Source organism: Pedobacter sp. MR22-3 (assembly GCF_026240075.1).
Classification (GTDB): domain Bacteria; phylum Bacteroidota; class Bacteroidia; order Sphingobacteriales; family Sphingobacteriaceae; genus Pedobacter.
Window position 1 is genome coordinate 137,669 of sequence record NZ_JAPIVF010000005.1, and the last position, 14,645, is coordinate 152,313.

Consider the following 14,645-nt stretch of genomic DNA (forward strand, 5'->3'; position numbering starts at 1 on the left):
TATTAGAATTTTACGTTCAAACCAAATGATACGGAGCCCTGGTTAATCCGCAGATTCCTGAAGGCTAAACTGGCTTCCTGGAATTCCGGATCAATACCGTCATTATTTGCTTTCCATAACATTATGTTGGAAACCTGGGCACGCAAAGTAACCTGATCGGCTTTCAGCTTTTTAATCCATAAGGAAGGCAGGCTGTAAGAAAGCGTAATGTCACGCATTTTAATATAAGATGCACTCACCACGTTAATGTCTGCACGGCTGTAATAAGTAACGTCTCTCCGACTTTGAGCATCAGATGATCTTGCCAACTTTAAATCCTGTCTGTTTAAAAGTGCAGAGTCTAGCAATCTTTGATAAGAAATTTTAGTGATATTAACACTGTCTATCAAGCCAAAAGAAATATTGGGTTTGATTATTTCCTGTTTATCTGCCCTGATCAGCTGTCTGAGCTCTCCCTGTAGTGCATTCGCCTGACTCATGAGATTTACGTGTTCTGCCTGAAGGGCGTACATCAAAGACTGGATTCTTAAAAGTTCCTTTTGGGAGACATTTCCTTTTTGGTAAAGTATTTTAAAAGCCGTATGCGTTTTTTCAAGGGCTTTGATTTCTTTTTTATACAGCGCAATGGATTCTTCCAGGGAATACAAGCTGAAAAAATCTATCCTTAAGCTATATTTTAAGGTCCTTAATAAATCAAAAAAGTCATTTTTAGCATTTTCTAAATTTATTTTTGAAAGCTGTATAGCCTTATTTCTTTTTCCTGCAGTAAGGAGTAGCTGTGAAAAGCTATAGGTTTGTTGGCTGAACGCATTCGTATCCGGGCTTTTAGAATATAATCCGTTGCTAAAAGATAAAACAGGATTTGGGAATAATTTTGCTGTGATGGTTTCTGCGTTTACTTTGTCAATATTGTATTGCTGGGCAATCAACCTGAGGTTATTGTTTATAAATCGGGTCTCCAGTTGGGAAAGGGATAAAACTAGAGTGTCCCTGCCCTGAGCATTTGCCTGAAAGCATGAAAATGAGATTCCACAAAATATTATAAATGTTTTAAGCTTGAATAGGTGACGTACTGACATTGTTGCGTGTTCAATTGATTTGTTGGGTTTAAGTATCAGACACCTGCTATACACTTAAGTCCTAATCAAAGTCGAACTTAAACTTGATTAAAAACCAATGTTAATCCCTAACATCTCTGTTGCTTACCGCCTTTCGGTTATGGTTACGCTATCAGGGGTATGCAGGATGGAACGGTTTTATGCAAACCTTCAGTTGTAATTTAACCGCCAGGTTTGAAATTCCTGATCAATTTCTATCCCTGCATCGCAGATTTACCAGTTTATAGCAATCCAATAGGACTTTCAAAAAGGTTAGTGGTCATCATCGTGAATTCCGTCATGTGAATAGTGATGCTATATGATTTTAATACCCCATATTAATGATCCACTTTATTAATCCTGCTGTTTTAATGAGAGAAATAGCTGTGGCGAATAAAATATTATATTCAGTCAAATGCCGGCTGGTGATCTCTAAACTGGCTATTTTTCTTGGCTGTTTTGGGTTCGTCAGTTCTTATGGTCAAACATCCTTAACTCCTGATTCGGTTTACAGCAAAACTCCGGTTTTAGATAAACATCAGTTTTCTGATGAGCAAATAATTAGCGCACCTCATTGGACCTGGAAACAAGCTTCAGATCCTGATTGCTGCCAGAAGACGGGAATGACAGTGCTCTTAAAGAAAAGTATTGTTCCAACAGCCCTTTTTATGGGAAGTGTGGCAAGCTGGAATTCGCGGAAGGACTTTCAGCAGCTTCGTAACCAATATACCCCTTCATTCCATAATAGATTTGATGATTATCTTCAATATGGGCCGGCAATAACAGTTTTGTCATTAAAGCTGGCTGGTGTTAAGGGTAAATATACTTTCAAGAGGACAATTACCTCTTATGCGTTTTCAGCAGTAATTATGGCTGCATTGACCAACACATTAAAATACAGCAGTAGAATTAACCGGCCGGACGGTACAGCAAGAAATTCTTTTCCTTCCGGCCATACTGCCAATGCTTTTATGAATGCAACATTCCTCCATCAAGAATACGGAAATCGTTCCATGATGTATAGTATTGGTGGATATACCAGTGCAGCATTGACCGCTACGGGTCGTCAGCTTAACAACCGGCATTGGGTCTCTGATATATTTGCAGGGGCTGCAATAGGCATATTATCTGCTGAAGTTGGAAACTATCTCGCTGGAAGGTTAATGAAACCTGATCAATTACAAATCCCACGGTTATGGTATGCCGATGCAGATAGATTTCCTTCAGGCTTCATGTCCCTGCGGATGGATTATCGGGTGCCATTAATGAAGCAATCTTCAGAACTATTTCTTATTAAACCCGGTAGAACAATTGCGATAGATGGCGGTTGGTATGTAAATCAATTTGCCGGGATTGGAGCAGAATTGATTTTTTTTGCTCATCCTGTAGTTCGTAATGTTGAAGCCAGCCAACCTTTTTCCAGTTACTTTGGTTCGGCGGAAACAGGGGTGTTTACTGGAAAATTTCTGAGAGGCGGTCCAATCTTTAGGCAATATATCAGATCTGACTGGACAGTGGAAAGCAGATTAATGTTAGGTGTTTTATCAGTTCCTTCTGCTGTAGATTTGTCAGATACTCATGCGCGCTATGAAATCAAAAAATCATTCAGTTGGGGCGTTGGAATTGCGCTACAAAAAAAGTTCGATCAACATTTGGGTATCAAAACTTACCTTGCTTATGATAGTGAGACAAAAATTCTGATCAGTTCTCATCCTGACAATCACCTAGGGGCTGATAAACAAAAACCCATAAAGTTTCCATCTCTATCCTTTGGCCTTGGTCTTTCAGCTTTGTTCTAAAGTTTTCAGCTATATCTTAATTTTATCAAAAAAGGTAAATGGTAGATTAAAAAACGCAATTATGTTCGATTGAGCACATACGTGGGCATTTCGGCAAAAAATGGCCGCCCATTCCGGATTTAAACTGTCACCCCATTCCGCTTTAAAGTGACCACCTATTCCCGGGCAAACTGGCCGTTCTGATCTTTCGATCAGCTTTTTTACGACTTGCTTTTGGGGATAATCTCTTGGCTTCTGCATAAAATAATCGCTCCTGGAACATATCAGCAATTCAGGGGGACTACGGTCACTTCGCTATTTTGAGAGATTACAGCATTTTTTAAGCGTTACAGTGCCTTCGGAATGGTTTGGGGTCTTTAAAAAGGTATAAATTGAGGATAAATCGGGCAGGAGACGGATTAAACCGAAAAGTGTTGAGGAAAATGGATTTGGATCCTAAGTATATATTTGTTCAGAGGGAAAGGAACTAGATTCGCATCATCCGGTAACCAAATTGGTGGCCAGTTTGGCCCGGAACAAAGGGGGCACTTTCACTGAAATACACAATCAGGCTAATTTCATTCACAAGGATGCAGATGAAGCTTTAGACTCTGTTATTGAGTTTTAAATTCTAAAACTGTATTCATATAAATTAACAATAGTCTAATATCTATATTTAATAAATTTGTAAGTAATTGAACCACTATTGTCTTAGTTTAGATCCCTTTGGTATCAAAAACCAAAATTTGAGTTTTTGGATTATTGTCGATAAAATAACAATATAAAGATTGGGTTGCATCATCAGCTTTGATCAAACCGATATCAGATTTCACGAGAATTTTTTTAACTGGTATGCCTGTCTTACTAAAGATGTAGATGGTTTTATCGGCGTTCTTTGCAAGTTGAGCTGTTGTCTTGCCTGAATATAACGCATAAATATATTTTTTATCAGCTGTGATAGAAATAAACGCATCCCTTGTTTCTGGGGTATTCACGAATACTTGATCTGATTGTACTTTTTTTACTTTATAGATCGGATCAAAGCCATCAGGGCCATTAGTTTCAAACACTAATTCTTGATTTAAATTATAGCATTCAAGTTTGTCTGAATAAAAATTTCCAACAAAAATATTGTTTGTCCATTTATCAAAAACACAAGAAGAACGGTTTATCATTCCTGTGATATACTTATTTTCAGATTCCTTTTTTTCGATTTTTCCAATGTATTTTTCTATTTCTGGTTTTGGAGATAGTTTTCCAATGATTAATTTTCCCTCGACATTATTAAGGGACGTTGCGACAAATTGATTACTAGATACTGGCGAGATACTTGGTAGACCATGTAGTGGGAAATCAAGCTGAAAACTCTTACCAATTGCCCACTTACCCGCATTGTGCAGATATTCAAAAAATGAATCGCTCGTTAAGTCATATACAACAAACTTTTCTGGACTAAGAGCAAAAATTTCTTTAGGGGAAATAAAGTCTACAGGGCTAGATTTTTCTGAAACTATTTTATGAGTCTGTTTTGTGCTAATGTCGTATGTAAGTAGATTATTTGCATCATCTATGGCAATAATTTCATTGTTTATTATTTCAAAACATTTGATCGGAGCTTTAACAGAGTCTAAGTTTAACCAATATTGCTTTGGTGTAACTTGTTTAAAATCTTTTGTAACATAATTTGGTGATCTTTTACAAGCGCACAGTAATAGGCAGAATAGTAAGATGTTTCTCATTCTCTTAGTAATTTAACAAATTGTGGTTTAATTTTGGTGTCAACAAATGGGTCTTTTTGAATAAGAATATTCTCTGCTTTGTCTATAATTAGGGTTTTAAGATCGCTATCTTGCCCTATTTTATTTAGTGTACCCAACAAGTAAGAATTATCAATGTACATTTTGCAATCAAGCTTAACTACCTTTTTCATTGAATAGTTAAGCTGCTTTAGTGATGCATCATACCCTATAAATACGATGCGATCTTTATCTATATGATTTTCATCGATAAATGATTTCCAGTTAAATAATGTTTGAAGGCAAACCGAACATCCACCGTCAATCAGTACTAAAGCAATATTTTTTCCGTTTCTTTTTGAAAGGAAGCTATTCAGAATACTATTTGTATCTGTTATGTTTTTGAGGCGGAGTACGCTGTCATTTAGCCTAAGCTTTTTTGAAACTCTAGTTAGAGGTTTGGGATTGGCTGCAGTATCTTTTAGTGCAATCAGATTTGCTACCAAAAAATAAATTCCGGCACTTATAACCATTATCAATGGATAAAAGAGAAAATCTTTTTTATACCAGGGCTTTTTCATTTTTAAATTTTTAGTGAGATTTCAAATCGTCGTTAGAAATAGTTTTGCTGCTTTCCTTAACAGTTTCTTTTTGCTTTCCGAATTTGTAATTAATACCTAGGGAGAATTGTCTTGCGTAATTCTGTATTCTCATTGTCTGGTATGAATCGACGGTAAACCTGTCATTTTCCAAGTATCTATATTTTCGAAAAGGGTTTGTAGTGGATGCGGTAATATTAAGGTTGTTTTTCAATAGAGATTTAGTTACCGATGCAGAGTAAGTTAATATCGAAGATGTTTTACCCTGCAATAGTACAATGCCGTTATTGTATGAGCCATTAATATTAACACGATAATTTTTTTGAAAGCGTTTAGAGATGGAAGTATAAATATTATAAGTGGTGCCAGAATTTGAATAATGGTCATTGTTAAGCTGACCTTCTATTTTATTATAGCTAACAGATGAATTGAGATTACTACTGATCGACTTGGTAGGTTTAAAACTTAAGCTAATGTTTGCTCCTAAATTTCTTTTTTTGCTGCCATTCTGATAAGTAGACTGAAATACATTACTTACAGGATCATATAAGTTCACAATTTCAATATTGCCTTTTGAAAAAGAATAATCTGTGCCGATATCTAGTGATACTTTGCCAGAATAGTTGTAATACAACTCAAAATTATTGGTCATTGAAGAACCTAGGTAAGGGTTTCCAAACGAAATGTTCCGCGGATCGATATTATTTACGAATGGATTAAGCTCCCAGATACCAGGGCGTTCCAATCTTTTGGTGTAGCTGGCGGTAATAGAGTGGGAATCAGAAAGTTTTTCCTGTATTGATAGAGCAGGGATAAAGTTGAAATAAGGATTTAACGACGAGTTGTCCTTGAAACCGTCTATGCTAGAATACGTTCTCTCTAACCTGAAGCCTGCCTTTATATCCGTTGATTTGGTTGTGAATAAGTACGAGTTATAAAAGCTGAAAACATTCTGATTATAATCAAAATTGTTTTCAATGTAATTAGTTGGATTTTGTGACCAGTAATCACTAAAATTCTTTCGCAAGATTGCTTTTAAGCCTGCTTCGATCTGAACTTTTTTAACTGGGTAAGAAAGATCAACCTGAAAGGTGTTTTCTTTTCTTCCAGCTCCATTGAATTGGGTACTATTTAATAGTTGATTATCGGAGAATTGATCTGAATTATTATCGAGTTTGTCATTTCCCTGTGAATAGCCGTAAGAAAATGTTAAAATTCTTTCATTGTTTTTTTTAAACCGTAACTCATAATTGGTATTAATATCAAACGAGAGGGAAGAATTGATATCATTATAATTAAGATTGTAACTTTCAATGTTTGCATTATTGTTCCCGAATAATCTAGATGATTGTCTCGTATAATTTTTTCCGATGTTGCCATTAATACTGGCCGATACAGTTAATAATTTCAAGGAGTCAAACTGGTAACTCGAACTAAACTGTCCATATTGAAAATTGTTTTTTGAGTTATTTAGGCTGTTTTGAAGGAAGTTTGTATTATCTGTTTTTGATAGACGGCTAAGAATCGTTTCCGTTTCTGGCGATTTAATTCGAGAAATACCTCCGTTTAAAGAAAATCCAAATTTCTTTTTTGCATACGAGAAAGAAGCATTTCCTGAGGGACCATCTGGTGTTAAATATCTTACACCAAATTTTGCTGCGTATAGGTCGCTTTCTTTTTTAATCATTATTATGTTGATTATTCCTCCTAAACCCTCCGCATCATATTTTACTGGAGGGGAGGTAATAACCTCAATCCTGAGTATAGAACTGGCAGGGATATTTCTTAAAGCATCGGCTATATTTCTAGAGAATAATGCTGATGGTTTATTATCAATAAATACTTTGAAGTTAGCAGAGCCTTTAATGCGTATGTTTTTTTCACCATCGATAGATATTAATGGGACTTTTCTTAAAACTTCAAACAGCGATAAAGATTTACTATCGGGATCTTCCGATACTTTATAGATTAAACGGTCAATTTCCCTTTTTACGATTTTCTTTTGTACCGAAATATTGATGTCTGATAAGTTTGTTGATGACTGAATTAAAGTAAGGTTTACGACTAAGGTATCATTAGATAATTGAATAATTTCAAATGATTTCGTTGTTTTTTTGTAGCCAATCGCTATTGCAGAAATCTCATATTTTCCACCGGCTATCAAAGTAAACGAAGAATTTCCAGAAGAGTTTGTTTTTGTGGTAGCCTGTTGATTGTCTAATTTTTTTTTCAATTCCAACGTAGCATCGCCAATTGGCTGCTTAGTAATAGAATCTGTCAGGTGTATTTTTATCGACTTCGTTTGGCTAAATGATGCAAAAGGGATGAGAAGCAAAAAGATATATAAGAATTTCATTTAGTCATTTTGGCTCTATAGACAATAGAAAGAGTCAGTTTATTGTTTAGCTAACACAAATATTCTGTGTTGCCGTGAAATGCTTCAAATAAAAATTATTATAACGAGTCCGGGAATTTCCCGGACTCGTTATAACTAACCTCCTTGGTAAGATTTATCGTTATAGTTATGGCCATTAAGACCACAGATATGGCTTTTTGCAGGGTAGCAACTTCCGTTTTCAGGGGCTACAATTTCAGATTTTAATTCCGTAGCAGAAGCAGTTTTTGGCGTTAATAAAATTGCTGTTTGAGCGAACATAGCTCCAAGAGCGATAAATAATAAAGTTTTTTTAGTGCGTAACATAGTATTTGAGATTTTGCCAATTAATGGCTGGTTATTTTGCTTACTCTCATTAAGGTTTTCAGCATCCCCTTATGTTGGCCAAACATGAAACAAATTTACTATAAAATATATAAGAGTGATTCTATTTTGGCCTAAGGATAAATTAGGGTTTTTGTAATCATTAATAATACTATTTTTGTTTCAAATATTCGTAATATATGTTTCTGCCAAAAATAATATTACTGACGCTTTTGTCCCTAGTATTAAACTGATCATACTTAACTTATTGGTATTAATATCCGTACGGCCATTTTCAATATTGGCATATGCTTCTGTAGTTATACCTAATTTAAAAGCAACATATTGCTGTTTGAGTTGCTGTTCTTTCCTAAGTTTTTTAATAACATACCCGACTTCTTTTTTCATGATTCAAGAGATTAGATACAGCTAATATAAAAATTAGATGTTTTAAAAACCAGATATTTAAATAATTAATCACTGGTAAAGTCCTTTGTAAAAATTAAAAACAGATCTTTAAAAAACGGGATATTAAAACACAATTATTAAGGCTATCGAATGAAAAATATTCAACTACTAAAATTGGAAATGGATAATGATACTGCTATGCATGTTCTAAATATAAACTTAGTACGATAATAGATTTGATAAAATTATTTAATAGCATTTAAGATAACTTTTAACATTTTATCTGTAGCTTTTGTGTTAGTTTTAATTTTGTTTGTAGCTGTAAATTGTGCGTAGGAAAAGAATTATTTTTAATCTTAATATATCATATTAATAGACAATGTTAGTAATCAGAGGAGTGTAATAAGAAATTAATTACAGTTAATTGATTTTAACGTAGCACAGTTATTTAATACTCCCTTCTCTAGATGAAAATTACAAGCAAAACAACTATTAAGATTTTTACATCAATTTCTTAAATAGTACTCAATAAATAATTTCATATGGTTTGGATAATTTTCATCTAAAAAAATAACTCTGCATTTTTTGTTTATATGCAAACCATCGTTAGCCTATAAACAAAACTTGGAATTTATCTCCAATATCCTTTTATCAACTTCCTCTATTTCAAAGCCTTTTTTTAGGGCTAATCAGATTTTAACGAAAACCTGTTCAATATAAACGATCATATAGGTCTGAATAAAAGAGGGGGATGAAAATGAAACAGGCAATCGCCTATTACAAGATTTCTACAATACGCCAAGGAAGAAGTAGTTTGGGATTAGAAGCTCAACAAAGTTCATTTGATTACTATCGCAAGCAAAATGAATACGAAATTTTGGATGAAGTTAGTGAGGTCAAATCGCCAAGAAAACAACGATCAGGATTATTTCATGCACTTAACTTTGCAAACAAAGAAAGCAGTACTCATTGTGGCACGACTTGATCGTTTGGGGAGAGATGTAAAGCAAATCGCAGGGATTGTAAAATATAAGGTCGAGATCATTGTCGTAGATAATCCGAATGCTAATCGGTTCATAATTCATATACTGGCTGCAGTAGCGGAAGAACAGAGACGTAGAATAAGTGAAACAACAAATGAGGTTTTGTGTGAAGCAAAGAAAAGAGGGATTGAATTAGGTGAAAATGGAAAAGTGCAATCTATTGTTAACAAGCAAGTGGCAGATGATTTTGCAAATAAGCTTGCCCCATTGATTATACGCCTAAAGAACAAAGGTATTATTACTGTACGAGCCGTTTCCAAGGAACCAAACAGAAATGCATACCAACATTCTGTGCGGGTGGAAAATGAAGAGCCTAAAATATTGGACGAGTCATTTATTTTGAATGGAGAAAGAGATATAGTTAAATTTCTTTTAAATCAGTCTAGTTCACAAGTTTCAAAACTACAATGTTCGATGATAATATTTAAGGCGAATAAAATTTCCCTTAAATTATCTGTTATTTGTAGGATTTGATTTTTTGGGATAGTGGCTGATATATATTTAAACCGCCCTGTGCTGTTGTACTTTCAATAAAAAAGCCTTTAGATTTTTAAGTCTAAAGGCTTGGTAATCAATGTAGAGTCAATCCGCGGAAGTTCGAACCTCTTTGAGCATTGCGAAGCGATAATTAATTTTGAGAATTTGTTAAACAATAAGGTTGAAGGGCAGTATCGGAAAAAGAAAATATTATAAGTTTTACAAAGCAATTTATGATTGTGATATCTGATCACAAGGCTTCTTCAATGAATTGTTTCAACTATGTTTATGTTCTCAGGAAACGACCGTTTTTTGATAGAAATTGAGATGAGTATTTGATAAACAGTTATAGAACTATTGTGTCTTTTCTAGCAGGCCAGCGATGAAGTAAAGTCTACAGTTGTTTCCTTTCAACCATCAAGAAAAAGGAAGAATACAAGTTATCCTATGAGAGATTTTTGGCTATATTGTAATCACCTACATTTATTGAAATGAAAAACGACAAAACATCACAAAACTACACGTTAAACAGACGTAATTTTGTTACTGGAATTATCCCGGTGATAGCTGGCGCAACAATACCATCCTGGGCTTCGGCGAAGGAGATTCAACAAACCAGAGAAGACAATGACTTTCCAGGACTTATTACGCGAGAGAAAAAGCCATTAAATATGGAGTTTCCATTTCCTACGTTAAAAAACAGGATTACTCCAAATAACCAGTTCTTCATCAGGAGTCATTTTAATATTCCCAATATTGATGCTACAAATTGGGAATTAGAGATTGGCGGCAACACCAATCATGTCATAAAGATCAATCTGAGCGAACTTAAAAAGCTTCCTGCAAAAAAGGTAATGGCTACTATAGAATGTGCCGGAAACGGACGTGCTAACCTCGCCCCAAAAGTGAAGGGTTTAGGATGGGAACAAGGTGGGATCAGCAATGCTGAATGGACAGGAGTACCTTTATCCGTATTGTTAAAGAAGGCTGGCATAAAGGTGGGTACGGTAGACATTATTTTGGAAGGGAATGATGAGGGGATGATTACAGAAGAGCCGAAATCACCAGGAAAAATCAAATTCGCCCGAAGCATTCCGTTAAATATAGCAATGCAGGATCACATCATCATCGCCTATGAAATGAATGGAAAACCATTGAGTGCTGAACATGGTTTCCCGGCAAGGGCAATTATTCCAGGATGGTATGGTATGGCATCTGTGAAATGGCTGATGAAAATTACTGCATCTGAAAAGCCGTTTGATGGCTATTGGCAGACGATTGAATATGCTTACTGGAAGCGTGTTGAAGGACTACCTACCTTGACGCCCGTAACCACTACATTGGTTAAGTCTGAAATATCAAGGCCGGTATTGTTTGAAGCGGTGCCGGCTGGAAAACCTTATCAAGTAAGGGGTGCAGGATGGTCAGGTGATAGTAACCTATCGAAAGTAGAAATAAGCACGGATAAAGGAAATTCATGGCAACCAGCAAAATTAATTGGTCCTGCTATCCCTTTCGCCTGGCAGCTATTTGAATTTGAATGGGTGGTTCCTGCTAAGACTGGAAGATATAGTTTAATGGCTAGAGCGACAGATCAAAATGGCAAAACGCAACCCATGGAGCATGATTTAGACAGAAGAACTTACATGGTTAATTTTATCTCGCCAATTGATGTAGATGTAATATAGCTCAATAAGAACAAATTTCAGGATCTTGCGGTTATCGCATAAGGCTTGTTTGGCATAAACAGTTTATCACAATTAATATTCTACATCAAACCATGATCAGATTCACGTCTATACTTCTACTATTTGCTAGTTTCTCTGCACGAGCACAACATGAACACATGCAAATGGCAACTAAAAAAAATGTCTTCCTTGGGCAAATGGCTCATATGATGATGAAGATGGATGAAATATCAGCTACCACATCTGCAGACAGAGATTTCATACAAATGATGATCCCACATCACCAGGGTGCTATTGATATGGCAGAAGAAGAGATTAAGACCGGAAAAAATAAAGAAATGATTCAGCTAGCTAAAAGTATCAAAGCTGAGCAACAAACCCAGATTCAGCAAATGCGACTCCTGCTCAGCCATCCTGAAGGATTTATCGCTACAGGCAACCAACATCAAAACGCCAACCAGAAGATGATGAAAGTGATGATGGAACAAATGCCTGAAGAAAAACAATTGTCTGATACTGATCTGTCCTTTGCAAGGATAATGCTTCCTCACCATCAGGCTGCCATCGACATGGCTAAAGTTGAGTTGCGGTATGGAAAAAATAAAAATGTAAAAAGACTGGCCGAGAATATTATCTCAGATGAACAGATAGAAATCCAACAAATGAAGACATTTACAAACTCCCATTAACATATGAAAAAGATATCCTTGTTTACGCTATTAATATTCAGTTTTGCCCTACAATCAAAAGCACAATCAATCTATGCCCAAGACAGGGTTTATACAGGCAATCAGATATCTAATACGGTTTCTGTCTTAGATCCCTCAACACAAACGCTATTAGGAAATATTGTTCTTGGTAAACCCCAACCTGATATCTTAAGTCCTCTATATAAGGGACAGGCCCTGGTTCATGGCCTGGGTTATTCCCCTAAAAGGCAATTACTAGCAGCGGTTTCCATTGGATCAAATTCAGTAACCTTTATTTCAACAGCAAAAAATAAAGTTTTAAAAACTGTTTATATCGGACGTTCACCGCATGAGGCAACCTTTAACCCTTCAGGATCACAGGCATGGATATCGGTAAGAGGAGAATCGTATATCAGCGTAATTGATGCAAATAAACTGATTGAAATCAAGCAAATTCCAGTAGCCGACGGCCCGGGAATGGTTGCTTTTACTCCAGATGGAAAATGGGCTTATATTTGTTCCAGCTTTACTGCAGAAGTGGATGTAGTGAATGCAACTTCTTATGCTATTGTAAAGCGTATTCCAGTAGTTAGTCCATTTTCTCCAAATATATTCTGTAGTCCTGATGGGAAATGGATTGCATTGACACATAAGGATGTAGGGAAGATCACTGTCATCAGCACGGAGACAAATACGATACATACAGTACTAAATACAGGTCCAATTACCAACCATGTCACTTTTACTTTAGTTAATGATTCACCTGTGATGCTGGCAACCATTGGCGGAGAAAACAGCTTAAAAGTATTTAGTGTTTCACAAGATTTCAAGCTTACTGATAGCGTTGCGACAGGATCATTGCCACATGGCGTCTGGACTTCGGCAGATGGTAAATTTGCATATGTCGGATTAGAAAATGATGACCAGGTACAAGTGGTTGATCTGGTAAAAATGGCCGTTGTAAAAACCATTGCTATTGGACAATGTCCGCAAGCATTGTTGTACGCCGCTAATGCCAGCCCTGCAAATGCCTCAAAAGAAAATTTAACCCCGCTTAATCTTGCAGACAAAAGTCAGGTGATTAAATTGATGAATAAGGATAATTCAATGTCATCAGGCATGCTAAACGTAAGAAGCGTAGGCTTGACTGATCTTGTCCAACAGGACTTTAAAAAACTCGAGCCAAATACTTCGTATACTTTAGCGTTAACCAACTCCTCAAATGATACGTTTAACGCAGATTATGTCATCAATTCTTTTAAGACCGATGAAAAAGGAGCTTTTAGCGGTCAATCCTCGGGGATAATTAAGAGTGTAGGAACAGGTGGCGCCGATTATAAACATGTGGTTCTTATTGATGATCTTTCAAAAAAGCTGGTGATGATCAGTAACTAATGTATTTTAAACCAAAGATATAACTGCCCATAATGCAGCACTTGAAATTACTATCCATAAAATTACGCCTTGTAACAGTGGCATTATCCCCACTGCTTTCAAGATAGTAAATGAGAGTCCGCTTCCTATCAGGAACAAGGTTAAAGTTAAGCCTGCTTTTGCTAATGCTACAAAGTAGGGCGCAAAAGGCTTAATAAAAGGTAAGTAGGTGTTGGCGATCATTGCCAGGATAAATAGCCCTATAAAATAGGGTATACTAACTTTGCTATTGTTGCTTTTGAACAGGAAAGATGTACCAAACGCTACGGGAACAATCCATAGTGCTCTGGCTAACTTAACAGTTGTGGCTATCTGTAGTGCTTGTTCACCATATTTACTGGCTGCCCCAACAACAGAACTGGTATCGTGAATAGCAATGGCACACCACATACCAAATTGTGACTGTGACAAGTTAAGCGCATGTCCGATAGCGGGGAAAAGAAATAAGGCCACCGAGTTGAGTATAAAAACAGTACCCATTGCAACGGAGATCTGTTTTTCTTCTGCGTTCATTACAGGCGACAATGCAGCAATAGCACTTCCACCACAGATCGCCGTTCCAGCTGATATCAAAAAAGATGTTTTACGTTCTATTTTAAATACTTTTCCCAGGATAAAACCAATGATAAGCACTCCGAAAATAGAAACTACGGTAAACAGTACGCCTTCTTTTCCTGCTTTCATTGCACTGAATACATTCATTCCAAATCCTAGCCCGACAACAGAAATTTTTAGCAGCAGGTTTGTGGCCTTGTGATTTAAATGCAGATAGGGATGTTCCATTAGTTGCGCCAATACTAATCCTAGCAATAAGGCTAAAGGAGGCGACATAAATGGAAAGAGGCACAGCAAAACTGCCAGGATGAAGATAATTTTACGGGTGTTTAAATTTAAGTTTAGCAGGTTACCCGCCTTTATTTTAGAAGAATTTGAATTGTCTTTGATTTGTGTCATAATTTTGATTGTCTTTATTTTCTAATTCAAAGATCCATAACTAA

General features: G+C 36.0%; 12 protein-coding genes. 5 read left to right on the plus strand and 7 right to left on the minus strand.

Features of this window, described 5'->3' with window-relative positions:
- Window positions 1-2: 2 nt before the first annotated feature.
- Window positions 3-1,079, minus strand: coding sequence for a TolC family protein (locus tag OQ267_RS13095; RefSeq protein ID WP_265836269.1), 1,077 nt, complete (start codon window positions 1,077-1,079; stop codon window positions 3-5).
- A gap of 359 nt (window positions 1,080-1,438) precedes the next feature.
- On the opposite strand from OQ267_RS13095, the gene OQ267_RS13100 reads away from it, so the two are divergent.
- On the plus strand, window positions 1,439-2,896 hold the full coding sequence (locus OQ267_RS13100; RefSeq protein WP_265836270.1) for a phosphatase PAP2 family protein: 1,458 nt from the start codon (window positions 1,439-1,441) through the stop codon (window positions 2,894-2,896).
- Window positions 2,897-3,591: 695 nt separating this feature from the next.
- On the opposite strand, the gene OQ267_RS13105 is transcribed toward OQ267_RS13100, so the two are convergent.
- From OQ267_RS13105 to OQ267_RS13125, 5 genes are all read right to left on the minus strand, one after another.
- Window positions 3,592-4,614 carry a BF3164 family lipoprotein gene (locus tag OQ267_RS13105; RefSeq protein WP_265836271.1) on the minus strand — a complete coding sequence of 341 codons (1,023 nt, stop codon included), beginning with the start codon at window positions 4,612-4,614 and terminating at the stop codon, window positions 3,592-3,594.
- Window positions 4,611-5,192 (minus strand): hypothetical protein, encoded by a 582-nt coding sequence (locus OQ267_RS13110; protein WP_265836272.1) that lies wholly within the window; start codon window positions 5,190-5,192, stop codon window positions 4,611-4,613. Before OQ267_RS13110 ends, OQ267_RS13105 begins: the two co-directional genes overlap by 4 nt.
- Before the next feature lie 10 nt (window positions 5,193-5,202).
- Entirely contained in the window at window positions 5,203-7,566 is a 2,364-nt protein-coding gene (locus OQ267_RS13115) for an outer membrane beta-barrel protein (RefSeq protein ID WP_265836273.1), read from the minus strand.
- A gap of 135 nt (window positions 7,567-7,701) precedes the next feature.
- Complete coding sequence (locus OQ267_RS13120) at window positions 7,702-7,911, minus strand: hypothetical protein (protein WP_265836274.1); 210 nt, start codon at window positions 7,909-7,911, stop codon at window positions 7,702-7,704.
- Between the two features lie 180 nt (window positions 7,912-8,091).
- Window positions 8,092-8,316 carry a helix-turn-helix transcriptional regulator gene (locus OQ267_RS13125; protein WP_265836275.1) on the minus strand — a complete coding sequence of 75 codons (225 nt, stop codon included), beginning with the start codon at window positions 8,314-8,316 and terminating at the stop codon, window positions 8,092-8,094.
- An 863-nt stretch (window positions 8,317-9,179) separates the two neighbouring features.
- Between OQ267_RS13125 and OQ267_RS13130 the strand changes: the two genes are divergently transcribed.
- The 4 genes from OQ267_RS13130 to OQ267_RS13145 all read left to right on the plus strand — a co-directional run bounded on the left by OQ267_RS13130 (window position 9,180) and on the right by OQ267_RS13145 (window position 13,608).
- Window positions 9,180-9,833 carry a recombinase family protein gene (locus tag OQ267_RS13130; protein WP_265836276.1) on the plus strand — a complete coding sequence of 218 codons (654 nt, stop codon included), beginning with the start codon at window positions 9,180-9,182 and terminating at the stop codon, window positions 9,831-9,833.
- Window positions 9,834-10,327: 494 nt separating this feature from the next.
- Window positions 10,328-11,524 (plus strand): sulfite oxidase, encoded by a 1,197-nt coding sequence (locus OQ267_RS13135; RefSeq protein WP_008245487.1) that lies wholly within the window; start codon window positions 10,328-10,330, stop codon window positions 11,522-11,524.
- Window positions 11,525-11,682: 158 nt separating this feature from the next.
- Entirely contained in the window at window positions 11,683-12,213 is a 531-nt protein-coding gene (locus OQ267_RS13140; protein WP_056095405.1) for a DUF305 domain-containing protein, read from the plus strand.
- Between the two features lie 3 nt (window positions 12,214-12,216).
- Window positions 12,217-13,608 (plus strand): beta-propeller fold lactonase family protein, encoded by a 1,392-nt coding sequence (locus OQ267_RS13145; protein ID WP_056095402.1) that lies wholly within the window; start codon window positions 12,217-12,219, stop codon window positions 13,606-13,608.
- Between the two features lie 6 nt (window positions 13,609-13,614).
- Here OQ267_RS13145 and OQ267_RS13150 read toward each other — a convergent pair whose 3' ends face one another.
- Window positions 13,615-14,601, minus strand: coding sequence for a YeiH family protein (locus OQ267_RS13150; RefSeq protein ID WP_008245480.1), 987 nt, complete (start codon window positions 14,599-14,601; stop codon window positions 13,615-13,617).
- Between the last annotated feature and the right edge of the window lie 44 nt (window positions 14,602-14,645).